The organism is Pseudomonas sp. S2_B10, from assembly GCF_054668425.1.
On the sequence record NZ_CP162768.1, the window covers coordinates 2,918,955 to 2,945,571 of the forward strand.

The following is a 26,617-nucleotide window of genomic DNA, read 5'->3' on the forward strand; positions in this document are numbered from 1 at the left end:
GGAGGTCACGCGGTTTTCTGCAACCCGGCCACCGTGCGCGGCATTGCGACAAAACCCGGCAACGCTTCGATCCGTGCCAGCCAGGCGCGAACGTTGGCGTAGTCGTCCAGCGAGACATTGCCCTCCGGGGCATGCGCAATGTAGCTGTAGGCAGACACGTCAGCGATGGTCGGCTCTTCGCCCGCCAGATACGCTGTTTTGCCCAGTTCTAGCTCCATGACCTTGAGCAGATTGTGCGCACGGCCAATGACTTCCTCGGCATTCAGTTGCGCACCAAACACCGTGATCAGGCGTGCCGCCGCCGGGCCAAAGGCAATCGGTCCCGCCGCTGCCGACAACCAGCGCTGCACATGCGCTGCGCCCACCGGGTCGGCCGGCAGCCAGCGTCCGTTGCCATATTTCTGCGCCAGATAAACCAGAATCGCGTTGGAATCGGCCAGCACCACGCCGTTGTCATCAATCGCCGGCACTTGGCCAAAGCTGTTGATCGCCAGGTACTGCGGCTGCTTGTGCTCACCTTTGGCCAGATCGACGAAGATCAGCTCGGTCGGCAGTTGCAGCAGCGACAGCATCAACTCGACGCGGTGGGCGTGACCGGAACGTGGGAAGTTGTAGAGTTTGATCGCTTGCATGGTCGACTCCGCTGAAAAATGACGTCGCTACGGGAATGAGCGCGCCGATGGAGTCATCATCTATGGGTTGCCGGAACAACAGAATAACCAGCCACTGCAATCGATTATTTCATCTCGTGCAATAACGCCGCAGCACTCAAGGCTGGATGCTCACGCAGCGCCTTCACGGCGAAGTCGACAAAACTGCGGATCCGCGCCGGTGCCTTGCGCCCGCCCTGATACACCACATGGATCGGCAACGGTGGCAATTCAAACTCGGCGAGGACGATTTCCAGCTCCCCCGCCGCGACTTTGTCCGCCACTTGATACGACAGCACTCGCGTCAGGCCCAGGCCTTTGCGCGCGGCAGTGATCGCCGACTGATTGGCCGTGACGGTCAGGCGCGGTTCGGTGCGCACACTGAGTGCTTCACCGCCGTCGAGAAACGGCCAGTTGCGTTGCTGACCGATCGCCGACGTCGCCACCACCGGCAGCCCGGCCAAGGCCTGCGGATGCTCCGGGCGGCCATGTTCAGCCAGAAACCCCGGCGAAGCGCAGATTACCCGCCGCACTTCCCCAACTCGGATCGCATGCTGATTGCTGTCCGGCAGCTCACCGATGCGTACCGCGACATCAATGCCCTCCTCGACCATGTTGACGACCCGGTCCAGCAACAACGCGTTGATCGACACATCCGGATAACGACAAAGGTAATCGGCCATCACTGGCGTCACGAACAGATCGCCAAACAGCACCGGCGCAGTAATCGTCAACTGCCCGCGCGGCAAGGCATGGCTGCCTGCCGCCGAATCCTCGGCCTCCTGCACCTCGGCAAGAATCCGCCGGCAGTCATCGAAATAACGCTGCCCGGCTTCGGTGAGATGCACGGTGCGCGTGGTACGCACCAGCAGCTGCGTACCGATATGCTGCTCCAGCGCCGCTACCGCCCGGGTGACGCTCGCCGCCGACAGACCCAGACGCCGCGACGCCGCCGAAAAGCCTTGCTCCTGGGCGACGACAACGAAGATCTGCATTTCCTGAAAGCGGTCCATGGGGTTCCTCGGCGGCGGATACGACAATCGCAGCCGAGGCTGCGATTGTGGGAGCTGGGTAGCAACAACATAGTTTGACACAAACCCTCGCCTAAATCGGGGTCTGTAGGATGATTCGGGATAAAGACATCAGCAACATAGATTGACCCAGATGGGCTGCGTTTGAAATACAGGGCCCGATTGCTCACAACATAGTTTGACACGAAGAGCTAGAAGTAAGCAGCCATGAAGGGAGAGCCCATAAACTGCTGTCTTCAGCACAAGCTCAGTGCGATATCTAAATCTGTACGCAACCTACGTCCGGCTCCCATGAGCACATAAACCGTGTTTTTCGTCTCAAATAAGCAGTTCTGGGACAAGGAAACCTCCAACGTTGATCTAACCCAATCACCAGGTGCAAAACGGCCTTTACTATCTTGGATAACAGTCAACGCGTAAACCAAGGCCGGGATAAGCCCTCTAGCGGCGATGGCAGTTCGCTGACGTGTTGTAACTTCTAGGTCCAAGATTACCCAATCCGCAACAAGGCAATAGGCACGGGAAGGAAAATGCAGATTTGCGAGTGCCACTGCATCTGAGTCAGTGAGCGGGCACCCGTCTATGGTCTCGCCTGCGGAAAGCAGCAAGGTAAACGCCGCCAAATTCATTAATTCCTCCGGCGGGTCGGTAAACCGTCTCGAACGTTAATCATCACTAAGCATAGCTCCCAGCGAACAGCCTGGTATTGATGGCGACAAAAAGTAGTCAAGTCATCTCACACCTTGTTCCTCTACTCTTCCTTTATCTCCCTGAACGGGATGATTGCTGTTAGCGGAGTGACCGCACAAAGCGGTTTGCGCCAATAGCCCACGCTTTGCCATTGACCGTGCTTGAAACCAACCTCCGGGTAGGTGCCGATTTGAGTTAGCCCGAGCGCGTTATGGATACCTGTGCTTCCAGCGTTGGGTGAGGCAATGCCGGCATAGGCTACATGAAAACCTTGTTTCTCTAGGCCTAGAAGAAGCTGCTTATAAAGCACACCTCCCTTCGGTGCAAAGCCGGGTCGACATATACGGTGACATGCACCGACCAGGGCGTTTCTCGCTCGATGCTGGCTTGCGTGAGCGTATCCATCGACGCTGCCTTCCACCCAGGGCTACCAGATAGGGATACGTTGGCAGTGTCGCGGCTATTCGTGCTTGCATCTTTTTCACAGTCGGTAGTATCAACGCGAACGAGATGACTGAGCCCGAAACCACTGGTCCATAGATTGGCTTGGATGGCAAAGGCATCAGTGGGGTGAAGCACCCCTCACCTTATAATTCATATCTTTTCTTGCTGCCACTTGAGGAACCGCGTTTGAAGGGCTGAACGACTTAAGGCACAGCCTTCAGTTTGGATAATTGTGCTGTCCGCAAATGCGCTGCGACTCCGGAGAGTTGCGTCTTAAAGTCCTCAATCTGAGCGTGGCAATAACTCACTTGCTGATCCGCGGCAATCAGGTCGGTCTGGTGCGCGCCAGCGGGCTCGTAATTACATATCGCCCCAGCCATCTGGAATGATATTTTATGAAAAAATATCATAAGGACTGAAATTTATAAAGCTGTCACCTATTCTAAAAAACCTACTAAACCTGAGCACAATGATTCAGATGGCGCAAGAACCTATAGTGAAGTCTTTTCGCTGATAACCCGCCCCCTCGTCCATAACTGTTATTGCAGATATCATATCCAACCTCACCTCTTGAAGTAAATTCGGGGACTCCAGTTGAAGATACTCTTCCTTGGAAGCGGAGGTTTTTGTAGTTAAAGCTCGTGCTTTTATACGTTGGCCGTCTAACATTTCCACATCGAGCAAATTATGTCGCATACAGACCATTTCAATAAAATCGTAGAGACCGCAGTCCAGTGGCTGATATGTCATATCAATTACCTGTTTTCAAATATTACGAAACCATCATCTTTGGATTCGAGTGCTGAAAGTGAATGACCGACGATAAATATTGATACTGCGAGAAGTGCAACATCCTTTAGCAAAAACTGCCCAAGAGAAACCGTAATAGCGGGAAAACCAAGGCCTTCCTCAATAACTCCAGGAGTAGAAAACATAAAGCTTATCGTGGTTAAAAATATCCCAACAGATAACACACCACCGAGCAATGAAATCTTTGGTGATACGATGCGACCGAGGATAAGGGCTCCAATCAAGACCTCTATATAACCAAGCGCACTAGAAAAATTACCCACGCTGAGCATTTCATATGTCCAACCTACCACCGGGCTGTTGCTAACAAGCGGTACTAAACCTTGCGCTTCGTATTGAGTGAACTTCATACCGCCAAACCAAAAATAGATTACAGCTAAGGCACAATATAAACCATAAATACTAAGCTGCATGATTTTGTCGCCCCAAACGCGCAACTTCTCAATGCCAAATAATGAAGTTTGATTCTTGAGCTGTGGATTCGTCATTTTAGACACTCACGGAGAAATATTTATTTGCTAATAAGATACAATTTTGCACGAGGCAGAATAACGCCGGTATCAGTGCCGCACGGCGACCGTGCGGCACCGACTGATTTTCAGCTAACCGCTGGAAAATCTAGCGGAGTATCATTTATACGGTTAATTAAATTAGTAAATGTGATACTTGAAACAGCAAGCACGACATCCACAATCTGCTGATCTGAATAACCGACTTCTTTGACAGTATTAACGGCTTCGATCGCGAGGGTACCCGATGTACTAACGAGCGTTCTAGCGAACTTCGACAAAGCATCAAATTTGGAATTGCCAGAAGGCGTATTGTGGCGCGCCGCGAGTATTTCGTCGTCCTTAAGACCGGCACCTTTCCCGATAACAGTATGTGCTGCAAGGCAATAATCACATCCTGAAGCCTGGCTGACGGCGAGTTTGATTACCTCGATTTCCTTTACGCTTAGACTTCCCTTATGTAGAGCACTATCGAGTGCGAGCGCGGCTTCCAAAGCGAGAGGGCTGTTAGTGCCTGCGACTAGAAAAGCATTGGGCACTCCACCAAAAGCACGCTTAATAGAGGCGAATACTTCTGCAGAGTGACCGGTCGCGTCATCAACGCCCGTTACATTCAAACGATTCATAAAGTTACCTTTTGTCATGCATGAGTGAACGCTCAGCCGCCTCTTTTTAAAGAGGCTGTTTAATCATGCTGCGGCGTTCATAATTACGCCTGAGATCAGGCGATCTCCAATGTCAGCTTTCAAACCGACATTGGTGGATTCAGAGCGAAGAAAAATTACTATTACGCTTACAAGTTCTTCGAATTATTACCAAGAAAATTAAGCATTCTCTCGGCAATTACATCTCCATGAGTTTCAATTGCAAAGTGACCGGTATCGAGAAATACGATTTCTGCATTCGGAATATCCCGTTTGAACGCCTCAGCACCAGCGGGGAGGAAGAAAGGGTCATTTTTTCCCCAGATCGCTAATAGGGCAGGCTGCCTAGTTCTAAAGTATTCTTGCACCTCAGCATATTGCTTGATGTTTTCGCCATAGTTCATAATCAAGTCGAGTTGGATGTCGACGCCCAGACGCTCCACAGCTGCCTGTGCCAACAGGTAGCTCTCAGGCGCGATAAGCGCAGGATCATTTACTCCCTCGGTGTACTGCCACTTGGTCATTTCCAGCGTATTCAGTTTTCGCAACGCTTCGCGATTTTCAAGGGATGGATCCGCCCAGGCTTTACGCATATCTGCCCACCCTGGGCTAAGCCCTTCTTCGTAGGCATTCCCATTTTGAGTGATGATGGCTGTGATTTTTTCAGGGTTTTTAACAGCAAGACGCCAACCTACAGGTGCACCATAATCAAAAACATAGATGGCATATTTGTTTAAAGCTTTAGCTTCTGTAAACCTTTGTACTACCCCTGCAAGATTATCAAAATTATAAATAAACTTTCTTGTAGGATCGACTGTAGTCAAACCAAACCCCGGTAAATCTGGTGCGACCACATGGTACTTCGTAGCCAATTTCGGAATTAAATCACGAAACATGTGGGAGGATGCACCAAACCCGTGCAGCAATAAAACTGTCGGAGCACTCTTATCACCTGCCTCGCGATAGAAAACTTCTACTCCATCGATATTAATAGTCTGGTGGCGGGTTTGATTTAAAATCGGGGACGCCGAAGCGACACTTGCGATCAAGCCTAATGTAGTAACCAAACCAGCAATCAAAAAAGATTTCATATTTAGCTTCATAAATCCCTCTCTATTTTCTTTTAAGTTTAGTGCCTACCAACGTTTTAACTCCATAATAATCTGCCTTAGCAGTGGCGCTACAACAACTTGCAATTAATCATTCGTCACTGCGAAGGTCACTGCTAGTTCTACAGATGCTCCAAGCGGTAGCTGCGTTACAGAGAATGCCGTCCGGCTATGGCTACCAAGAGACTGGCCAAAAACAGACACAAAAAGCTCTGACGCTCCATCCAGCACATGTGGCTGTGCAAGGAAATCCTGTGCACTGGCAACATACCCTTCCAAACGCAATAACCCGCCAAACCGTTGAAACCCACCTAAGGCCGTTTCAATTTGCGAGATAACATTGAGAGCTGCCGCTCTTGCAGCGGCGTAGCCATCGGCTTCACTTATATGGAAGCCAACCACACCAGGGTGAAAAAGTTTGCCGTCAACTAAAGGAAACTGCCCAGAAACAGCCCCTATGCCATTGCGAATCATCACCGCACTATAGGAACCGACCGGCTTAGGGGGCTCCGGTAACGTAATGCCGAGCAAGCGCAGTCTTTCAGCAATCTCGTCGCCACTTAGCGCGTCGGGCGATAATTCCAATGATATAGGTGTCTTCATGATCGACTCCGAATCAAGGCTTCAGCACTAAATTGCCCGACACACGCCCTTCCCCGAGTAGCTCATGAGCACGAGCTGCTTCAGAAAGCGGAATTACTTGATCCAGTACTGGGCGCACAGCGCCTTTCTTTATCAAATCCAACCCGAAACGCAGGTCGTCCAAATCCCCCATAAGCGTCCCAAGCAGGCGACGCTGGCTGAAGAAAAAGCTACGAATATCAAGATTCAGCTCAGACCCTGCGACGAAGCCCAAGGTAACCACAGTGCCAGTAGGACGCGTGGCTTCAATACTGCGGGCAAGAATTTCACCACCGAGGTTGTCGATCGTTACATCCATACCTTTACCTCCTGTCCACTCGCGAGAGACTGCCACAAAGTCTTCACGCTTGCTGTTGATGACCAGATCGGCACCGAGCTTTCGTGCGACTTCAGCTTTCTCATCGTTACTAACTGTGGTTACGACCCTGGCGCCAAGCGCCTTAGCGATTTGGATGCTCATCGAACCTGTACCCGAACCGCCCGCTTGGACCAAAACGGTGTCTCCCGCTTTCACCGCGCCTACGACTCTCACAGCGCGCACAGCAGTCACTAGGACCATTGGCAACGTCGCAAGCTCCTCTGGGGACAGGCCCGTATCGTCGCGCAGCAACCAATGCGCGGGAACTTCCATGTACTCAGCATAGGCCCCCCAACTCATAATGCCTGCAATGGCATAGCTGGGAGCTGCACTCATGGGGGAAAATGCATAGTCAGCTTTATCTAGCGGGTAACCAGGCATAGGTACTACACGTTCACCCAGTGAGAAGTCGGTCACACCGGCACCCAACTCGACTACTTCCCCAACCGCATCCGACCCAAGAATATGAGGCAAAGCAAGATCACGGGTGATAGCACCTTCACGCAGGTAGAGTTCAAGTCGATTGATGCCTGCAGCTAGTACCCGAATGACCACGTGTCCTGGGCGTGCGCTTGGCGTAGCAACGTCCTCGTAGCGCAGAACGTTTGGGCCACCGAACTCACGAAAAATAGACGCTTTCATAAAAACTCCGTTAAACAGAAAAATAAGAGAGATCACGTCGCCGGCATCGTTCATCTTGAACATTTACCCGCTTGAGTGGCTATTATGTGAGCGAACGAAGCAGCCGAATATTGGGATTTTCTTGCCGGAGCAATAAGCTGTGCTTAACGAAGAAGCTCGACGGATTGCAATTTATTTGAATGCTCTACGGGCATTCGAGGCAGCTGCAAGGCTGCAAACGTTCTCCGCTGCTGCGGAGGAACTCAACGTAACCCCTCCTGCGATCAGCCAATTAATCAAAACGTTAGAAGATTACGTAGGGCGTTCTCTGTTTGAACGATCCCGTAGTGGCGTGACGTTAACCCCTGAAGCCGCTGCGATTTATCCTCAGATCCGCGACGGATTTTCACTGCTGGCGGAGGGATTACAACGTTTGCGGACAGCGCTACCGGTTAATGTCGTCACGCTATCTGTAACGCCTGCTTTTGCTAGCAAATGGCTCTTGACCCGAATTTCTGGTTTCAGCGCTCGCTATCCACAATGGGATATTCGATTGCACACTACTGACCGTCTTGTCGATTTTCGCAGTGAGGGCGTAGACATCGGCGTTCGCTTTGGGATAGGCCGTTACCCCGATTTAACAGCGGAGCGAATGATGGGAGAGTACGTATTCCCGGTTTGCAGCCAAAATTTGCTAGACAAGCTGGGAAAGCCTTCATTAAGTCTTGACGATATTGCTTCTTTGACCTTGATACACGATGCAACCATAAGCTTCGATCCAAATTTCCCAACGTGGACTTCATGGCTGTCATCTCGAGGGTACAATAATATTCATGGACTGCGTGGCATGCATGTGAATGCATCTGCGCTAGCTATCCAGGCAGCTATTGAAGGGCACGGTGTCGCGTTAGCTCGCAGCCGATTAGTAAAAGAGGATTTGGTTTCAGGGCGATTGGTGCGTCCTTTCGATGGATACGAAACGTCTCACTCTTCCTATTTCGTGGTGTATCCCCACCACGCTACCCTGCGACCCCAAGTAAAAGCAGTGCGTGATTGGCTGATGTCGGAAGCAGAAGAGGAACAAATACTGACAACTTACTACTAAACGAGGCGCCTTAAGAATTATTCGATCAGCATAAACTATTTAATTAAGGGTTTTTGTTGAAGGTGATGTTCGAATCCCGTGTAGCGCAAGGATGCCCTTCGTGATATCGATAATGATAGCGGCCTGCCTTTTCCAACTTCTAAAACGGGAGTTGTTAGGCCCTTCATATTTAATAGCGCAACGACTATTAAAAGCCCAAAAACACTGATCCTCCGGAAGCACGAAAAAGCATTAAGCCGTTGCATAGCAACTATTCCTGAATCGTGTAAGACGCTTACGACGTGTTCTCTGATGCGGCGTAAATGCGGCGTAAAAACAGCCTCGGTGAACTCAATTTATAGTAATTTGGTCAGTCCATGATCGCTGCCAAAGCACGTTCTTTTCATTACCCTAGCAGGGCGTCACGACTACCCGCGTGCTCAAGTGCAATCATATAATCGAAGCCACCTACATGATGCTCTCCAACAAACATCTGCGGAACGTTGTGTCGTCCCACTTTTGATAATCCGTTCTCGCAAGCGCTGAGAATCAGCCTCAACATTAATTTCTTTCACCCTAATGCTCTCGCCTGTTAAGAATGCTTTGGCATAATGGCAACGAGAACCAACGCTGGGGAATACACATTGTTACATTTTTCATATTTATCTACTCCCAAACTACTATTAGAGCTCTGGCAAACCGATCGATATTACTCGCCATAATATGTTTAGACAATTTTAAGTCCTAATTTCTGCAACGCCCTACTGACCGCCGCGGCGTGTTCACCGCGGCTGAGGAACAGAATTAGACAGTACCCACTTTCCGCTATTGAGAGCTAATCCTAAACTTTGAGCAACTTAGCGAGATCTTGCTTCAGTAGATAGACAGAAGCCATCAATAAGACGAGATCTTTCAACAAGAAACCCGAAACTATGGTCATCGCTGGGAACCCGCCAGCTTCTGGGTGCCAAGCTCCTGGTGCAAACGGGAAAATCGTGAGTGTACCTATAAATGTTACAATCGAACCAAGAGCGCCAAGTACGCCAATTTTTTTGTTCCAGAACCCGAGGAACAATAACAGCCCGAAAGTCCATTCCGCAGTACCCAGCAAGATGCTCGTGCCGCTAACACCTAATACTGGAATTGTCCAAGAAAGAAGTGGCGCGTTGGTCAGCAAAGGAATTAAGTCTCTTATTTCAACATCGAACCACTTGTCATAGCCAAACCAAAGGAAGATAAGCACCATGGAGGCTCGGAGCAAGTGATAATCTAGGTCGTGCTTCATGATAAAGGAACGGCCAAGCAAATTAATAATGTAGTTCATAATTATTTCCTCTAGACGAATGATGGGCAACTGGCTATTAATAGTCCCTGGGGACTATAAGCAACATTACGGTGATTTTGTATACTGGGTGCTGCGCCTAAAACTTACTGGTCTTTTCAGGTTACTTTCGGAAACTCAATTACGGTGTCATTCACACGATTAAAGTAGTTAGTGAAAATACCAGACGAGACAGCAAGAAGGATCTCAACAATTTGCTTGTTGTTATAGCCGGCGGCTTTTATTGCATCCACATGCTCCGCTGGTAGAGTGCCTCGAGTTTGGTACAAAACTCGGGCAAATGACGCGAGCGCATCTAGCTTTGCGTTGCCCGATGATGCATCGCCATGGCGAGCAGCCAGGATTTGTTCTTTACTAAGACCCGCACCCCGACCGATCACCGTATGCGCGGCAAGGCAATAGTCGCAACCGGTCTGTTGGCTGATAGCGAGCTTGATTACCTCGATGTCTTGTGTAGTCAGCGATCCTTTTGACAAGGTGCTATCGACTGCCAGAGCTGCCTCCAGCGCTGCGGGGCTATTGGCACCGATATCTGCGAAGGTATTGGGTACAGCGCCAAAGGCAGTCTTGATAGCAACGAACAATTCGGCAGCGCGGCCGGTTGCCTGATCGACGGGGTGGGAAGTAAGGCGGGTCATACGATTTCCTTTTGCTAATGTGGACCGGCAGGAGCGCCGGATGTAGCCACTTTAGCGAGGTAATCGATCCAAATGATGATAGGTTTGGGCATCTTCTTGCCCTAGCGTCTCAATCTGGAAAGAAAATGGACCTATTAAGCCGCTTACTGCGCCTCTATCCCGTCGAGGTCGCTCTAGACCATGTGTGCAAGCTCGGGGCTCCCTGGGCGCTCGAGAACCCGCCTACCAATTACGGAGTCGCTCCTTATCATATTGTTACCTCTGGAAGTGTGTGGCTTTACACCTCTGGCTTCGAGCCACTGCATCTGCACTGCGGTGACGTTATCGTTTTCCCTACTGGCGCTGCACATACCTTAAAAGCAGACCCTGATAGTTTGCCGAGCTTAGTACGGGTGGAAACCGGTTCAGCGCTGCCTGTTGCAGTAAATGATGAGGTGGGTGCGCAAAGTGAGATACTGTGCGGGTACTTCCATTTTGAGCCTGGCATTGCTGGCCCATTGTTCAGCTCTCTGCCTAGCTTGATGGTTGTTCGCGAAGCCGGCGGTAAAGACTTGCAGGTTATGCAATCTTTGATCGCCATTCTTGGCTGCGAGCAACGGACCACAGGTCAGGGATCGGAAGTAATCCTGAGCCAGCTTGCCTCAGCCTTGTTCGCAATAATTCTCCGAGCATGGATGTCCCAGGCACAAACTCAACCTAGTATGCTGGCATTACTGTCGGATCCACGCCTCGTTCGCGGCTTATACGCCATGCTGGAGGACCCGGCTCGACAGTGGTCGGTGGAAGAGCTGGCTAATACCTGTCATTTATCGCGCGCAACGTTCGCACGTCATTTCGTGAAAGTAGCAGGAATGACGCCTGGAGATATGCTCGTGCGTATTAGAATGGCGAAGGCTGCGCATTGGTTAAGTCGTGACACGCGCAGCGTGGCCATCATTGCAGAGATCGTTGGTTATCAGTCCGAGGCAGCCTTTAGCCGCGCTTTTAGTCGCTTCCATGGCAAAAGCCCTGGATCATTTAGGCGTGAAAACGGAAGATAAAAGTATCCGGGCCTGCGCTTTTCGCTGAACGCGTATAGACACTGGCTTTCAGCTAGCGCATGCAAGCCGCTTGATAACGCACGATATAAGCCCATCAGCATTAAGCCTGCATTATTTTGTTTTGACGCAAGACGCCCTATCTTCAGGAAAAAGCGATTCTCACTAATCGGCTGCGGCTGCGGCTGGATTAAGATGACATGCCCTCAGCCACCTGAATCAGCATTTCTTCGACTAGATGTGTGCCAATGGTTGTAGTGAGCATCGCCGATGGGCTCTCTCCCACAAAACGGGCTTTGGGTTTTGAAAGCCATCGTTTGGCCTTCCCTTTGTCACCGAAGATCACCTCGGCCATGGCAGTAATGTGTCCAAACCGGAACAGGCGGTCGCTCTCATGCAAAGTTAAGAGTTGATTGGCTGCCAATTTTTTTTTGAGCGTTTTGGGTTGAATGATTCTGTCGCGTTCTTCGTCGCTTAGGGTTCCATCATCATAGAGCACCTTGATCAGGCTGGCCGAGAAGCCAGCTACAATCTTGTCGTGAATGTCCAGATCCGAAGCATTGACCGAGATATGAAGAAGCGCCTCCAGACGCGTGCGGTAACCATGATAGACATCATGACGCAGGACGCCAGCGAACATTGGCCGCACTGATGTTGCGTTGTCCAGGGGCATCAGCACTAATGTGCCATTCGCTACCGTTAGCTCCAGGTCGTCCCCAACACCTAACCCCATTTGGTCAAGCAACTCTGGAGGTAGGTCAATGATGATGTCGCCAGTACCGTCCTCAGTATTCTGGCACTTGACTATCCAACGCTCGCTCATGATTGTCCGGCCCTCATCCGCGATTAGAGAATGACACACATCATTATGCTCGGGCGCAGAGCTGACCAAAGGAACGTGCACTCCTCCAGTAGACATGCACTGCCGCTGCTCGAACGCCGGATAGCGAGTAAAACAGCAAAAAATGGGTCAATGGCTTTGCCGCCTTTCCACCGTCACATGGTTACGAGCTTGATCTGGCAACTACACGAAAAGGATATGACATGAACCCTGTTGAGCTTTATGTTTCCGTCGACGTCGAGACTTCTGGACCTATACCAGGCGAATACAGTCTGCTTTCCATTGGAGCCTGCCTTGTAGATCAACCTGCCACATCCATCTATCTTGAGCTACGGCCTGACAGTCCAAAACACGACCCAGAAGCACTGGCAGTATCGGGGCTGAGTCTGGAGAAGCTGGAGCGCGAAGGACTCACTCCGCAACAGGCGATGCTGACATTTGGTGAATGGCTGAAATCTTCCTGCCAAACGGGGCAGAAGGTCATTTTCGTAGGACTCAATGCACCGTTTGACTGGTCATTCGTCAACTACTACTTCCATAAATACTTGGAAACCAACCCCTTTGGTTTTACCGCTATCGACATGAAGGCCTACTTCATGGGAGCTGTAGGTTGCAGCTGGCAGGAAACAAGATCATCCAAGATGACCGCTGCGCTGAAGCCGCTCAGCGAACCGAACCATAACGCATTGGATGATGCTCGCTTTCAGGCAGAGCTCTTCGCACTAATGCTGGCGGGTAAAGGTAACCGCTGACGTGCCTCCCATGGCACCGACTTGAAGCTTATCTAAGCCAGGTTGCCTCAACATACCTGCCGCCCCTGAACGACCACGCCTTGATGCCTTCTGGTTTTTCGGACTTGCCAACGATAACGGCTATTGGGTGCGGCAGATCCTGCGTGTAACGCGCAGCAAATCTGGAAAAACTTCCTATGTCTGCCGGAGAAATCACCGGAACAGATTGGGGATGCGTATGCCAATAGCCCACCAGACGCAACCCTTGTTGGTTAGCAGCTTGGATCTCCTGGCAGCACCGCTCCGCATCCAACTCTAGCCAAGACCAGCCTGACCGATCGGCGCGATGAGGCAACGTGGCCAAGGCCAGCAGCAACCCTTTCGGATTAACCGGGTTGACGAATAACTGTCCCCCTCGCTCCATGCCAAAGAGGCCTTGCCGATGACTATCCAAGATGTCCGCGACAGCTTGCGACACCAATAGCTCGGAATCCACCTCCGCCCATCTCCAGCGCCAAGCGATATCCGTCATACCATTTCATCCTTATGTTCCGGCCATCCGCGCTCGAGTAGGAGTTGCTGCGCCCCCTCTGGAAGTTTGGGCCCATGGTATTGGCCTCCTAGGCTCGGCACATCTTCAGGCCTGTAGATACTGCTCACCCAAGATGCAGTGGTGATGTTGCCGGTCAATGCACGTAAAGCCGTGTGCGACACCATAGAGGCGATATTGGTCATCCCCAACGATCCGCCTGGAATAAAGCTCTCCCCACAAGCGGGCAGCGGAACTGCACCTCCTCCCGGCCACTCTGTAAACTTATGAAGAAAATCGCCGATGTCCGTGAATAAATGACGGCCATCAAAGGTACCGGCTGGTGCGAATAGCGCGTGGCCTACCTGGGTATACGGTTCGCTCCAGGCTTGTAAAAGTCCCCAAGAAACGCCGCTGGATTTGGCTCGCCATACAGTGACCTCTGACTGCCAGTCCGCTGTCGTAATCACCACAAGATCTGCGTTATCGAACACTTCTGGTTTGCTACTCATAACTACTTCGGCGAAAGTCGAATAAGCGGTGCATTCTGTAGTCGGAAGATCTAACAGAATCTTGTCCCTCAACGCTGAGGCTTTCAGCCTCCCTAGGCTATCCGCTCCCAGAACGTGCCTACCCAGATTGGCTGACACCAGAGTGTCAGGATCGATGAGGGTAAGGTGGCCGACACCGGAGCGTGCCAATTGTATTGCCACCGCACTGCCTAACGAGCCAACGCCAACACAAACGACCCGAGCATTTTCAAGGTGCTTTGCAGTGCCGCTTATATCGCGGGACAGAATGGACGCACGATCAAGCACGTCTAGGGCAGTTGCGCGGACGAGTGCCGGAGGATGTGCATTTGCGATGGCTGGCCGGCGGCGCGCTGTGCGCAAGCCAAACTTTGCCCCCCGCTCTTGCTGTACGCCAAGCGAGCGCACATTGAGGCAATAAGTTGGAGCATCCGTCCCCCCAGGAAGCTCCAGGACAATCCATCGACTCGCCAACGTTCCATGCAGCTCAAACCATGCCAGTAATTGCTCGGCATCGTCTGGTTGAAGGTGTGGCGTGAGCCACAGCAATAAATCTTCTGGATCCGGGGTGCGGATATCCGGATAAGTCTGAAGCTTGACGTAAAAACCGGGAGTTTCGGCCGCGCGAATGACAGCGGAGCGCCCGACAACCCGTCGGTAATGCCCTTTGAGCGCAGCTATGTTCGATGCTAGCCAAACCGTTTCCTGACCGGATGGCACAGCCCGGCGCGGATCGCTGAGAGCAAACAACTGCGAGGCAGCCTGAGGTCGATCCAAAAGTAAAAGGTTCTGGTACGACTGTCCGTGCTGAAAAGACCAGTAGGTAGTGATCTCATTCTGAAATTCGATATCGCGCGTTGTCTGACTTGATCCCATCTTGGACAACGAAACGATCTGGGCCAAGCGAGCAAGACTGTCCTCTACCACGACCTCCGGGGAGCCCATAATGGGGCGTTCCTGAAAGCCATGAAGGCAAAGCCCCGACTTAGTGGCATGCGGCCAAACCAGCCATGGAGAAGGTTCGACGTTCAGCCGCAAGAGCCCACGAGGAAAGTTGGAGGGGAAACCAATACGCAGTCGCCGCTCCTGCCCCGTGTAATCAATGGGCAAGGGGAAGTGAAAGCACGCCGCTTCGTCAGCCCGCATGGGTGCGGGCTGGAGCAATGCATTGGCAGCATCCTGACCTAGGGTGTTTCGCAGTGCGGCGATTCCGCGCTGCAATGGCGTCTTAATAGGATCAGCCAAGGCGTCCAACTGGCTTTACGCTCGACTGAGAGGTTCCGCCACCGCTGGCCCCTCCGAAGAGCGAACCCATCGAAGCAGAGTTTCGAGTAGTGCCATCCGGTCGGCCGGGCATCGTCCAATTCGCAGGGATCTCATTGTTCACTGCCGTAATGAATGCCGGTGCAATACCGAAATTCTTTTTCACTGCCTCGGCAAAGGAATCGTTGGATTCAAAACTTTCCAAACCCAATGACACAGATGCACTGGCGTCCGCATGCCACTTGGTAAATGCTTGGCGATAGCCTTGCCCCTCGCCCGGTCGATTCCACTTCTCTGCAAAGTTTTCGCCGTTATCGGCAGGGTTGCAGACAAAGCAATCGCTACCTCTTTGCGCGATGTGCTGCGGCATTCTGCGAACGATTTCCAAAATTGCATCGAGCGGTGCCAAAGGCTTCGACTGGGACTCCTTCACGACATCCAGGTACGCGTGAGTGGCCAGAGTGGTGATAACTGCAGATATGGGGCGAGTATCAGCGCTCCTTGTTTTGATGGCCCATTCATCGCGATGCCGCTTAAGCAGCTTTATGGTCGCACGCAGGGGATCTTGATCGATGTAGTCCTGATAATGCGGCAAAGGATCTTGTGTCGCGGCATCAAGCATTCGCTGGCTTTTGGCAATCACCAAGCTTTCCAGGGAGATTTCTTGGGCGGATGCGACCTGCAACCAATTCGAGTAAGGAATAGGGCTGCTTGCTTTCCACCCTGTGACCCGATCCGGAACCTCCAGCTTACCCTCGCCGTTTGCTTCGCCATTTCCGTTGATCGCGCGGGCAGGTGTGACATCAATGTGGAAACCTGGATTTTCGTCGGCATAAACGATCCGAATACCACGACGTAGTTGCTTAACTTCTTCCTGAACGCGGGAGCCCTCTCTAAAACGCTGTTCAATCGCCTCTAGAACTTCCTTCGCACCAGCGCCTTGAGCGTGAGGGAGCCAGATAATCGCGTCCGCATCAATGGTGTCCAGATCCGCAGGCGCGCCGGGAATTGGCTTAATGGTGGTTTTCAGCCGCATTGAGCCCTGAACGAAGATATGGGCCTCAGCGAGCAACGGATTGTCAGAAGCCGAGAGGATTTTTTCCAGTTGGGAGTAGCGGTCATTGATTTTTTCGTACTGCGCTTCCGACAGCGAGATTTCCCGCGCGGCGCGAAGCAGAAAATATTCCCAACTGCTGCGCTTGGTTTGTTCGTTGCTCAAAAGCATTTACATAGCCTCCTGGGCCACCGAGCCCAATTGCAGTGTTTGCGTAAACCGATCTTGGTTTTCTTTGTCCCGATCGAAGATCAGGTACGTATGTTGATGCTGCGTTGTGAGCAACGCGCCAAACTCGATGGCCAGTGCCGCAGGAATGGCGGCGAAGACGTGGATAGGATCAGGAGTCAGAGCCTCAAGCTGGCTCAGTCGTATTTGGAGTGCGTCGCGAAAGGCATGAATCACCCGACGGTTCTGTACCATCGCGTAGCTAGGTTCCGGAATCAACAGCTCTGCAATGCGCGCACCTGGAATGGCGTCAGTCACGTCGCGAATTGGAACTTGCGCAGAAATGGAGAGCACTAGCGCCAGTGGGCCATCACCGTCCGGCGGAGGAGTAAACAGAAACTTGGGCGGCTCAGCGGACTGATCGGGCCAGCGCAGAAGATGCTCGCGGTTAAAAGAGAAGATCAAGCGTTTAGAACGGTCGCCGATGCTCTGACCCAACATCATCAAAGCTGGAATATCGGCCAAGCCCACTACAGCTAGTGCAGGCGCATCGCCATAGGTGCCGCCGCGACGCCTGAGTTGCTGCTCCAGCTCATACTGGACGCTGTCTTTGATGTTCTGCCAATAGGTCGCGTCCCTACCTCGCGGTCCGGGCGCAGGGAAAGTGATTTTGATGCCTTGATCGAAGGCCGTTAGTCCTTCAGCAGACATCGCAGTCAACAGATCGCGAACGGGAATGTCGCTGATAGTCTGGAAATGCTGACTCTGGACAATTAGGGGAATGGCTCTGCCACCATCGGGGGTCGTTGCAGCGATTCGGAGGCGTTCTATGTATGCTTGGTGCAAACCACTCAAGTCATTTTCAGGGTAACCATCTGCGTCACGATCAATTTTGTCATGACAGCCTGGGCACAGGAGCATCAGGTTAGCAGTATCGTTCGTGTGCGCCTCAGCATCATGATCCGCGCGTCCCCGAGGCCCCTTGGGACTGGCGGGTAGGATATGCGCCACTTCGCCCCATTTCATTGGCTTGCCGGCACGATAGTCGAACGTTAGATCTGTGCCGCACAGTTCGCAATGACCAGCGCTCTGTGTCCATACGATCCGCTTCGTCTCATCATTCGTGTTAAAGCGCCCACTCGCGGGCTTAGCGTCTTCTGGTTCTGCCATTTCGACCTACCCCCGAGAAACATCCATGATTGAAAACGATGATGGCAAGATAAGATCATATTAAGGTCATTTGCCGCGATTTCAAGAGAGATCTGAGGGTGATTAATGCCGAGGCGTCTTGACCAAGACGCTTTTTTTGACTCATCGAAACGGAGTGATGGCAGCTTTCGATTTCTGGCAAATGCTGATGGGTTATGGTGCTGACCAGAAGCGTATGTATCGAAATTAGCGATTTTATGCAGAAGACATAAACTCGCTAATTTCGATACATATCTCGCTCAAAAACCAAACGACATCAATCTCCTTGCGCCCCCCACAAGAACCAGCTAAAGAACCCGATGCGCGATAATCGGTTCTTAAAGCTATCGCTCCAGCCCCTGAGGACGTTTTCGGGGCGGATAGAGCGCAGATGCCCTCAGAAGCTAATCGCAATCGGCGGTCCCTCCCAGTCTCTCGATACTCCGGTAGACTTGAGCAAGGCCTCTGCATCCACGCCTGTTCTCGCCAAGCTTTCCAGATCCCACTCGAAGAAGCTGGAAAAAACCAAGAAAACTTTGCTTGCTACCGCCGAGGTCAATCTTACAGTCGAATAGTTCACCGGCAGCTTCATTCTTATGATTTCAGAGATGCTCCACACCAATGTCCTTAATCGGAAATACCACACTGACTCTTGGTGACGCTTGATCTGGTGATAAGTAAGAGGGAACCTCTGCTTACGCAGTTCTAGGCCGTGAGGTAACGAGTTTGGGAGCAGCGTCTGCAAATTTCTAATGTTCACCCTTTTAGGATCTTTCGCAACGCTATACAACTCATCCACGCCCGCTTCAATAAGGGCTGCATAACCAGCGTCTCTTGAGTCGATAGTCTTCTCAACCTTAACGGCAACCTTCTTAGGCATGCGAAGTTTTGCGATCAGCCATGCATTATCATTTTCCATTAGCCAATGAGTTGGTTTATAGGCTTTTTTCCAAAGGTACTCCACATCAGCCTCGGAGCGCAGCGCCAAAAGCATCTCGATTTTTTGACGGTACTTAATCATTTTACCGGAATGCGCATCTTCATTTTTAGAAGGTCGTGGCGAACTCGAAGCACTTAGCAGGATAGACTCATTCTTCAACGCTCCCTCGAAATCATCAGCACTGGAAAATAAATGAAGCGCGATAATCAAATGTCGCGCTAGTGGCATATTAAGCTGACCCTTGTCTGACTTCAGCCTAATCCATTGCTCATGCTTTCCATTATTGTAGGCCGGATCAATTTGCGCTAAATACTCATCGCCATAAGCACTTTGAATACTATCAAAAAGTTTCGCAATGCCCGCATTGTTTCCAAATACAAATCCACGTTTCTTACATTGCCGCACATAGCAAGAGCTCAATACCGCGCTACCTATTGGCGGGATCTTTCGTTGCAAGATATCATGCGCGAATAGCGCGACCTTCTTCTCCAGATCCGAGCCCTTATGCGTCGTCTTAGCGTTAAGCGGATTCCACCCGCATGCGCATGGTTCAGTCAGATTTGGAAGCAGCTTCAATTTTCGATAGAAAGGGTGGGAGCACTTGGGGCAAGCATGGATCAGCGAGTCCCCGTGGCGCCAACAGACTGAAACACCGGGTATATGGTGTGATCGATGCCAGTAGGCAGAACCGCAATCGATCAAATCCTCCTGAACGCAGGTAGGGCAAAGCTTAGCTTTCCCATGGATGGACTCTTCGCGGCGAGGAATTCGTACCACCCCATCAAAAGCGTGCGATCCAGAATGGTCCTCCGGTCCTTGCCTCACACCTAGAAAAGGTCTGTACGCAGGAAACGTCGTGTTGTTACTGATAAGTTCTGCAAGATTGCTCTCCAGCTGCCCTGGTAGCCTGTCGGCAAGCTTCTCAATCTGCTGAGGCACGATGCCACCGATGCTAAATGGCTTAGATGCGAATAAATCACGGTAGGTTTCCGCCGCTGTTCTATTCCCTGATAGGTAGTGATAGCGGGTGACGCGAGAGTGCAGCATTTCATCCGGCATCGATACAGGGAAAAATAGTAGTTCAGACATCATTTACCGATTAACAAAGTAGAGTTAAAGAAAAACGCGGATCCAAGATGGAGTATATAGATTGCACATTAAATTTTGTACTGGGGTTAGGCTCTCTGAAATGACCACACGATAGGGTGTCACCCTGCTCCGAATTTTGATGGATTACCCAACCGCAATCGTAGCAGTATTCATTGAATCAAAAACACGTATCGATAATCCAGCTCCCGCAAGTTGAACGCGTGAGGAATATACAATCAAGATTATTCTGATCGCTAGATGAAACATACTTCTCATATCGCGACCTACGTAGCTTAATGCCAGCTATTTTTGAGAAGTAAACGGATTTTTGTGGAATGCCCTGCGGCACAAAGAGTTGAATGCGGGGTGTCGAATGATGATTTATTACCGGCTGGATCACACCGTTAGCCGTATGCTCGCGAGCCTGTAGAGCGAAGAACGCGTCACGGACTTGCCCTCCGAGAGCAGTTTGCGCCTAGCCCACCGTAAACGCCGTTCGTGAAAGCCTTCAACTGATTCACATACCTTGTCAAGCGCTGCTGCACAGAGAGGAAGCTTGCTGAGCTGCTTTTCGAAGCGAGACAGAACATGAAGTTCTCTCCCAATTCTGGTACGTGACACGCGGACCGGCTTACCTTTAAAACCATAGAGTACATCAGCACAGTGCCGTACTTCCCCGGCTAGTCTGTTATCGAGAGAAGCGAACATCTCTGAGCTATTGATTCGGGGTGCGCGATGGATACTGGGGTTTGTAGTTGATCTCGACAGCCACTGCTTGTCATTTCGATATAGCCAAGCGTACCCCTTGCACGCATGTGCTTTTTGCAAACGGTAATCGGCCTCGAAGACCCTGCGTCTTGCACATAGCTGAATTTGAAATCGAGCCTTCCTCCAAGCATCTTGACCGCCAGGTACGCTGCGGATGCGGCGATAGACGCACGCCAATGAGACACCTAAAACGGCAGCAATCTTTTTGGCATCAGCTCCCTCAAGGGCATGTTCCCATACAGCGGTCAACGAACAGTCCAGTCCTTTACTCGACGTCTCCGGTAGATCGCGCCTGGGTAGCCGCATGTGTGTTTTCGGACCAGACGCCACTTCCCGCTCCAGCGGGCGTTGTTCATGCAGCAACCTCGCCATGTCAACGTCCAGTGCACCGGCTAACAGAATGTATTTGAGCGGATGATGAGAGGTGATTGGCTTACGAAGCAGCTTCGTGACCCATGTGGCGGGTATATCCCCACCGACGTTCCCGAGTACAGCAAACTCCCAATCTCGAGGCAGTGCTGCAAAAAAATTGGTCATGTGCTGTGCCAGCAGTTGCAGATATAAACGGTGGTTTCCAGAGGCAAGATTAAGCTGTGTTGCCTTTTGCATAAACGTGTAGCGCATCGTATCTGCCGACAACGCACTGACTTCAGATTCAAGGATCTGAAGCGAGCGCAACGCTATATCGTGGAGCGGCGGCTTGCACACCGACGGGATATCAAGAGGTATCGTGTGTGCTTGGACATGCTCGTCACTCGGCAGTGTGAGTTGTCGAGAGTTGCGGCTGGACCAGCGATGATCAAGGATCCTGAGTGACGTGCCGTGATGCGGACAGACCAGCACGCCCGGAAGCATGTGAACCCTATGCCAGTAAGCGACCCCCCGTTGTACCTGATCTTGGGCAATACACTCTTCGCATAACCGCACTCTAGAGGCGAATTCAATACGGCTCGCGTTGACACCCAGCTTCAGCATCAGGCCTTTGCCATCAGCGGTCATCAACGTACGAGCATGTTCTACCTGGCGCATACTCAAAAATGGCGCGTAGTAGGGTAATAACGTGTGACGCATAAGAATCTCGGCTACTGATAGCTCGGTACCGCTGGGTAGCGCTTCGACAAAATCCCTAAGATGACTTGGGAAGGCGACATTCTGTGAAAATGCCGCCGCCGATTTCAGGCCGGAGAACGCGGCTCGGATACTACGAACACCGCAAAGACTGGCATAGCGAGAAATCAGGCTGTGCAGCGTTTCGTCTGGAAACGCTGTGGGGAAGAAATGGAGTTTAAGGTGCACTTCATCACCCCCTACTTACTCTTTTTGATACATCGGCGAGAACTCAAATAGATCCTCGTTAAGCCAGTCCGCAGCTCGCAACGCATCGAGAGGATTGTTGTGTTCACTTAACGATTTAGCCTCTGAGCTTTCCACTGCAGCAACAACCGGCGATTGGCGCTCTTTCGCGGGAGATGCATCTGTCGGCTTTTCACGGGAAACAACGCTTCGAAGTAAGGAAAGGCGGTCCGCTCGTGCCAACCCGTCGAAAACCATCATTTCGTTCAGTTGCTCCTCAATCGGAAGCAAATCGTCGAACTGCCGCATGCGCTTCGGATCTCGGCTACGCAGAGCCGAAAGGGCTGGCTTGAGAATCTGCATTTTTGAGTTGCTGACCTTCACCAAAGTCTCGGCAGTCAAACACTCGGAGCCACTCTGAACCGCGTATCGCTGACTCAATACCAGCAGCTTGACCAGGAAATCTGTGACACCTTGGGTGTGCTCATACAGTGTGTCTAAAATTTCGTCGGTCAGCTCAGCGGTCTGCTTGCACCATTGATAGCTCCAAAGATTTTCGACCAACAACCGCCACTCCTCATCATCTTTCTCGAAGCGTTTGAATTCGAGCGTACCGGCTCCACAGACTCGGCGGGCCGTACGCATCACTTCTGAGAACAGGCTAATCATCGAGTTCGTGCCACTGAAAACGACCGGAATACCGATGTTGTTAACCAAGTGCAGAAAAAAATTCAGCATGCTCTCCTTACCACCAGTTTTCGCCAGGTGGAGGTTTTGCAGCTCGTCGATCAACAAGGCGCCGATGAAAAATGTACTCGCCACCTGCTCCATCTGTTGCAGCGCATCATTGATGTTTCGGTGCCTGTAGCGCTTGTGGTAGTCCTTGTCCCCTAGAGCATCCCCAACCGCATAAAAAAACTGCTGGCAAAACCCAGCCAGTGATCCATCCCGAGGGCAGTCAAGCTTCAGCCAAGTGATTTGGGTATGAACAAACTGTCTCCCTTCATAGCGCTCATGACGGATTGTCTGTGGATAAAGGCTCAAAATGGCGTGAAGTGCCGTCGACTTCCCAATGCCGCTCAGGCCGACGACGGTAAATGTCTCTGCGGTGGATTTGAACGCATCGTGGTAACGCTGAGCACCGGATAAAGAATGCAAATGCCGGACGGTAGCGGGCGACATCGGGTTACGCCCAACATACCCTCGGCGGATGAGCAGCGAGAAGAGAGCCTCCAGTTCCAAGTGCAACAGAAACGGCTGTACCACTGTTCTCAAACGGTCGATACAGTGAATACGAGTGGCTCCTTCGAGGCTCAGCTCTTTCGGATCCACCGGCTGAGGAAAATTCGAGATCAGCTCTATAGCCGTCGCCTCCGAGAGTATTGGAGGCAAAGCTTCAATTAGCGGATTTCCGGCATACTCACGAATATCCTGTTTGACGTAATTGGCAAACGTCTGTGCACCTTTCATTGCGCCTGTCCTGGCCGAATTCTTTTGAGCAAATCGATAACCTGCGCGGTGCGCTCGCCGGCATATGAGTCACGCGCTGTCGGCGTCGATTCAGATTGTTGAGAAGCTGGCTCAGCCCTGACACCTGCTGGTACAACCGCATTTTCACGCTCACGGAGCCGTTCTTCGGCGCGGTTTTCGCGGATGTTTCCTGTGGCCTCGGCCTTGGTGGGAGGAGCAGGCTCCAGCTCTCTTTCAGAAAGGGCATTGGTGATGATCTGATGGACTTGATCGCTAAGCTGCACACGGCTTTCCAGCTCAGCTCGTCGGTGAGCTGGTGGTTTCTGGCGATAGGCTTCGAGCAGGTCAAAAATTTCGTCCGAGCGGTAGTTCGCGTAACTGGCATCCGATTGTCGAAGATCACAACGGATAAACTGCTTGGCATCACCCTGGATCCAAATGTGCGCAGCAGAGTTCGGATCGAACCAACACTCTATTGACCAAACTCCCCCTTTGCGAGCTTTGGCAAACCAGTTTTTCTCTACGGCCATATCACACACGTAGTGCATTCCGCGAAACATCACTCCACCCTTTTGAACGGTCGCGCGCTCTCGGGGCAGGAGGTGGAGGTAAACCATCTCGTCGGGGCGTTTGTTAGATTCGACCAGATCGTTCTCGCAAGCCCAACTCCATATTCCGCTGGGTGTTGGTTCAACGCCGTCATTCATCATTGCCTGCGTCAGCCGGTCAGGCTGACGATGATGCCGGTTATAGTGGAGCACGCAGTTGATGAGGATCTGTGTGAATTCTTTAAGCGTGAGGGTGGCATCGAGCCGGTAGTCTCGCTCGCCTCGCTCTTTATCACGCGCAGCTACCCCGCCAGGTAGCCATCTAATGCCCGTCAGATCATTCAAAATGCCAAACCGACTCTCTACCATAGGCTTCCAATCCGGCCGATATGGCGGGGCCGTGCCCATCTCAATCCCCAAGCCTGACGAAAGCCCTTCTGCTGCCAGTGAGAGCATCTCGCCCCTGTCGGCATAAATCTGGTGGGGCAAGTGGTGACAATCCCAGTCATCTGCGTTGATTTCAACGCCGTTCTGCGCGCAAAACGCGACCTTTGAAGTAAACGCGTTGAATAGCGCCTGCCTCGCCCCATTCCAACTGGGGCCTTCCAACCCCACATAGAGACCAACGATCATTCCGGAAAAGCTATCCACTACGATATAAACTACGGGGCGGCCTATGAGCATCCGTCTAGAGTAGCTGTTGACCAAATAAATATCGGCAATAGTTGCGTCGATTTCAAACTGGTGACATGGTCCGCGCAGCCAATCGCGAACAGTACCTGAAAGCGGGCGGCAGTCTTTCAGCCACCTCCTCAAACCTTTACGGCCACGCTCAGTTTCTATTTCGTCAAAAAAGATTTGGCCCCAATATCTAAACTGCCTCAAGCTGGGTATTTCTGAACTCGGAAGCAAATGAAGTTCTTCTTCGCTGTTTTTCGAGATATCTCGAACAGAGTAGAATCTTCTCAACATTTCGTCATATGCGCTCGAAATAGATGATTTTTTATCTTTCACGTAAAGCGCATACCCAACACGAATACACTTTTTATCAACATCACTAAGCATCTTGGAGGACGACGTAAGAACGCCTTGAAATTTAGGCTTTCGACCTGGAGGCTTACTCGGATCATATTTTCTATCGGAAACACCTACCGCTGAATAATTATTAAGCAAGGAGTTTCGGATTTGACCATAGATCCAATAACGGTAAAGAAGCCGATAAATCTTCTTCCGCTGAATCCCCAAGTCTGAAGCTCTTTTGCTAACCAACGGGCCGAATTCCCCCCGTGCGAATATTCGCCCTGGGTAGTCAGGATCTAGCAGAGGGGCAATGATGGCCCATTTTTCGTCTCGGCCCAGCTTGGCTGCCTCGTCCAACTGATCCTCAAGCACAAGCATGAACTCGGGTGTGGCGATGGTCACTGGTTTCGTATCACCACCGGATACCGATCGATGCAGCTCTTCAAGACTAATAGCGTATGGCTGCCTGGGAGGATCAGCTAGGTCAATCACAACAGCCACGTCATGCATTTCATCAAGGTAAATGAGCCTAACGATCGTACCAATAACTGACAAATCGGTAACAGGCTCAAAAACGTCATTTACGAACAAATTCATGACATTTTCTCCTTCACCGAAATATCGATAGAGTTCTGGATAACTTCGAAGTCAGGAACTAGCCCAGTAAGATGTAGAGGAGAGCTTACCAAGTCGATTTTCAGTACCTTATTCCAAACCAGATGGAAGAATATTGCTTGGGCGTCGATATAGGAGATGGACAGAAGGGATGCAATTTTTCTCAAACAGGTGGCCAAAGTCCACGGATATTCCCGGCTGTTTGCCAAGCAATCAATAAAATTAGAATGCAGCGATACTTTCATTAAATCACGAGGGAGTTTTGAGTATTTTCTGATTAGCCCAAGGTTTTTAATCAGATCTCGTGTAAAAAACTCGTCTGTGACGATTTTCCAATCGACACCTTGACCCTGCCAAAAGCGCTTTTCAATCTCAAGTTTTTCAAGCGTGCGTTTATTTCCTTTACCTACTAAATCAGAACGATACTTCACAGTTCTAGCTACCGACTTGAAATTTCCATTCTGGTCCTTAACAGTTAGTAGAAAGTCGGTCGTCATCACATAAGGTAGCGTTGTTCTAGGGTACCGGGGGAAGCGTACATCTATAGACGTTGCTATTGCTTGCGCCCGCTCTGAGGGGAGCAATGGGTATTGCTCACGAATATCCACGACGTCTTCTGAAAATTCACACACAAGGAAGTAAGAACGCTCGAGATCTGACAGCAAGTGATGGATCCTGTCGATCTTGACGCCTTGAATCTTGTGCGAACGACCGATCGAAGGAACGTCCTGTACCCGCAGCCAAGGCACGTAGCTCGCCCCGGCGCCTCCGCCAAATCCATTTGCAATGTGCCGATCAATGTCCTGCTGTGATGCAAACTTACGACCTCGCAACCCACGCCTCCTCAGTCGATGTGGACCGCTTCACCTCTTGCCGAGAAAAAGTCGTAGAAGAACATGACCACCGTAGCGACCATATTTAAAGCATTTCTAGACTACACCCGCTGAAAACTGAAGCGATG

General features: G+C 51.3%; 24 protein-coding genes and 1 pseudogene. 3 read left to right on the plus strand and 22 right to left on the minus strand.

The genetic code is table 11. From position 1 onward, the window contains the following. Positions 1 to 5: 5 nt before the first annotated feature. The 10 genes and pseudogenes from AB4O45_RS13150 to AB4O45_RS13195 form a co-directional block, all read right to left on the minus strand. Complete coding sequence (locus AB4O45_RS13150) at positions 6 to 632, minus strand: glutathione S-transferase family protein (RefSeq protein WP_076564722.1); 627 nt, start codon at positions 630 to 632, stop codon at positions 6 to 8. A gap of 104 nt (positions 633 to 736) precedes the next feature. Further along, entirely contained in the window at positions 737 to 1,663 is a 927-nt protein-coding gene (locus AB4O45_RS13155; RefSeq protein WP_041476539.1) for a LysR family transcriptional regulator, read from the minus strand. Between the two features lie 254 nt (positions 1,664 to 1,917). Continuing rightward, complete coding sequence (locus AB4O45_RS13160) at positions 1,918 to 2,310, minus strand: DUF6957 family protein (RefSeq protein ID WP_460161482.1); 393 nt, start codon at positions 2,308 to 2,310, stop codon at positions 1,918 to 1,920. Positions 2,311 to 2,432: 122 nt separating this feature from the next. Next, positions 2,433 to 2,950, minus strand: a pseudogene (locus AB4O45_RS13165) (N-acetyltransferase family protein). 339 nt (positions 2,951 to 3,289) lie between these two features. Continuing rightward, positions 3,290 to 3,565, minus strand: coding sequence for a Rho-binding antiterminator (locus AB4O45_RS13170; protein ID WP_160767952.1), 276 nt, complete (start codon positions 3,563 to 3,565; stop codon positions 3,290 to 3,292). Between the two features lie 5 nt (positions 3,566 to 3,570). Beyond that, positions 3,571 to 4,113: a YkgB family protein gene (locus AB4O45_RS13175; protein WP_460161483.1), complete on the minus strand. Its 543-nt coding sequence runs from the start codon at positions 4,111 to 4,113 to the stop codon at positions 3,571 to 3,573. A 110-nt stretch (positions 4,114 to 4,223) separates the two neighbouring features. Beyond that, a complete protein-coding gene (locus AB4O45_RS13180) occupies positions 4,224 to 4,760 on the minus strand; it encodes a carboxymuconolactone decarboxylase family protein (protein WP_056854380.1) in 537 nt (178 codons plus the stop codon). 167 nt (positions 4,761 to 4,927) lie between these two features. Next, positions 4,928 to 5,881, minus strand: coding sequence for an alpha/beta fold hydrolase (locus AB4O45_RS13185; protein WP_160767950.1), 954 nt, complete (start codon positions 5,879 to 5,881; stop codon positions 4,928 to 4,930). A gap of 93 nt (positions 5,882 to 5,974) precedes the next feature. Next, a complete protein-coding gene (locus AB4O45_RS13190; RefSeq protein WP_460161484.1) occupies positions 5,975 to 6,490 on the minus strand; it encodes a RidA family protein in 516 nt (171 codons plus the stop codon). 13 nt (positions 6,491 to 6,503) lie between these two features. Next, positions 6,504 to 7,592 (minus strand): quinone oxidoreductase family protein, encoded by a 1,089-nt coding sequence (locus AB4O45_RS13195; protein WP_460111925.1) that lies wholly within the window; start codon positions 7,590 to 7,592, stop codon positions 6,504 to 6,506. Positions 7,593 to 7,668: 76 nt separating this feature from the next. Between AB4O45_RS13195 and gcvA the strand changes: the two genes are divergently transcribed. Beyond that, positions 7,669 to 8,613: a transcriptional regulator GcvA gene (gene gcvA, locus AB4O45_RS13200; protein WP_177336571.1), complete on the plus strand. Its 945-nt coding sequence runs from the start codon at positions 7,669 to 7,671 to the stop codon at positions 8,611 to 8,613. 820 nt (positions 8,614 to 9,433) lie between these two features. Here the strand turns inward: gcvA and AB4O45_RS13205 are convergent. Both AB4O45_RS13205 and AB4O45_RS13210 read right to left on the minus strand, forming a co-directional pair. Then, complete coding sequence (locus AB4O45_RS13205; protein ID WP_460161485.1) at positions 9,434 to 9,916, minus strand: YkgB family protein; 483 nt, start codon at positions 9,914 to 9,916, stop codon at positions 9,434 to 9,436. Between the two features lie 116 nt (positions 9,917 to 10,032). Further along, positions 10,033 to 10,572, minus strand: a complete 540-nt coding sequence (locus AB4O45_RS13210) for a carboxymuconolactone decarboxylase family protein (RefSeq protein ID WP_460161486.1) — start codon at positions 10,570 to 10,572, stop codon at positions 10,033 to 10,035. A gap of 125 nt (positions 10,573 to 10,697) precedes the next feature. Between AB4O45_RS13210 and AB4O45_RS13215 the strand changes: the two genes are divergently transcribed. Further along, positions 10,698 to 11,612 carry an AraC family transcriptional regulator gene (locus AB4O45_RS13215; RefSeq protein ID WP_460161487.1) on the plus strand — a complete coding sequence of 305 codons (915 nt, stop codon included), beginning with the start codon at positions 10,698 to 10,700 and terminating at the stop codon, positions 11,610 to 11,612. Positions 11,613 to 11,799: 187 nt separating this feature from the next. Here AB4O45_RS13215 and AB4O45_RS13220 read toward each other — a convergent pair whose 3' ends face one another. Further along, entirely contained in the window at positions 11,800 to 12,432 is a 633-nt protein-coding gene (locus tag AB4O45_RS13220) for an antitoxin Xre/MbcA/ParS toxin-binding domain-containing protein (RefSeq protein WP_460111917.1), read from the minus strand. 221 nt (positions 12,433 to 12,653) lie between these two features. Between AB4O45_RS13220 and AB4O45_RS13225 the strand changes: the two genes are divergently transcribed. After that, entirely contained in the window at positions 12,654 to 13,202 is a 549-nt protein-coding gene (locus AB4O45_RS13225; RefSeq protein ID WP_056854282.1) for a 3'-5' exonuclease, read from the plus strand. 28 nt (positions 13,203 to 13,230) lie between these two features. Here AB4O45_RS13225 and AB4O45_RS13230 read toward each other — a convergent pair whose 3' ends face one another. From AB4O45_RS13230 to AB4O45_RS13270, 9 genes are all read right to left on the minus strand, one after another. Continuing rightward, entirely contained in the window at positions 13,231 to 13,713 is a 483-nt protein-coding gene (locus tag AB4O45_RS13230; RefSeq protein ID WP_056854281.1) for a Mov34/MPN/PAD-1 family protein, read from the minus strand. Beyond that, positions 13,710 to 15,494, minus strand: a complete 1,785-nt coding sequence (locus tag AB4O45_RS13235) for a ThiF family adenylyltransferase (RefSeq protein ID WP_460161488.1) — start codon at positions 15,492 to 15,494, stop codon at positions 13,710 to 13,712. The genes AB4O45_RS13230 and AB4O45_RS13235 overlap by 4 nt, the downstream gene beginning before the upstream one ends. Continuing rightward, entirely contained in the window at positions 15,478 to 16,728 is a 1,251-nt protein-coding gene (locus AB4O45_RS13240; RefSeq protein ID WP_056854279.1) for a nucleotidyltransferase domain-containing protein, read from the minus strand. Before AB4O45_RS13240 ends, AB4O45_RS13235 begins: the two co-directional genes overlap by 17 nt. Continuing rightward, positions 16,729 to 17,895 (minus strand): SAVED domain-containing protein, encoded by a 1,167-nt coding sequence (locus AB4O45_RS13245; protein WP_460161489.1) that lies wholly within the window; start codon positions 17,893 to 17,895, stop codon positions 16,729 to 16,731. A gap of 415 nt (positions 17,896 to 18,310) precedes the next feature. Beyond that, positions 18,311 to 19,942 carry a TniQ family protein gene (locus AB4O45_RS13250; RefSeq protein ID WP_236248966.1) on the minus strand — a complete coding sequence of 544 codons (1,632 nt, stop codon included), beginning with the start codon at positions 19,940 to 19,942 and terminating at the stop codon, positions 18,311 to 18,313. Between the two features lie 396 nt (positions 19,943 to 20,338). Continuing rightward, positions 20,339 to 22,006, minus strand: coding sequence for a TnsD family Tn7-like transposition protein (locus AB4O45_RS13255; protein WP_056854277.1), 1,668 nt, complete (start codon positions 22,004 to 22,006; stop codon positions 20,339 to 20,341). A 15-nt stretch (positions 22,007 to 22,021) separates the two neighbouring features. Beyond that, entirely contained in the window at positions 22,022 to 23,473 is a 1,452-nt protein-coding gene (locus AB4O45_RS13260) for an ATP-binding protein (RefSeq protein ID WP_056854276.1), read from the minus strand. Continuing rightward, positions 23,470 to 25,638, minus strand: coding sequence for a Mu transposase C-terminal domain-containing protein (locus tag AB4O45_RS13265; RefSeq protein ID WP_460161490.1), 2,169 nt, complete (start codon positions 25,636 to 25,638; stop codon positions 23,470 to 23,472). The genes AB4O45_RS13260 and AB4O45_RS13265 overlap by 4 nt, the downstream gene beginning before the upstream one ends. Beyond that, positions 25,635 to 26,489: a TnsA endonuclease N-terminal domain-containing protein gene (locus tag AB4O45_RS13270; protein WP_460161491.1), complete on the minus strand. Its 855-nt coding sequence runs from the start codon at positions 26,487 to 26,489 to the stop codon at positions 25,635 to 25,637. The genes AB4O45_RS13265 and AB4O45_RS13270 overlap by 4 nt, the downstream gene beginning before the upstream one ends. Positions 26,490 to 26,617: the final 128 nt, after the last annotated feature.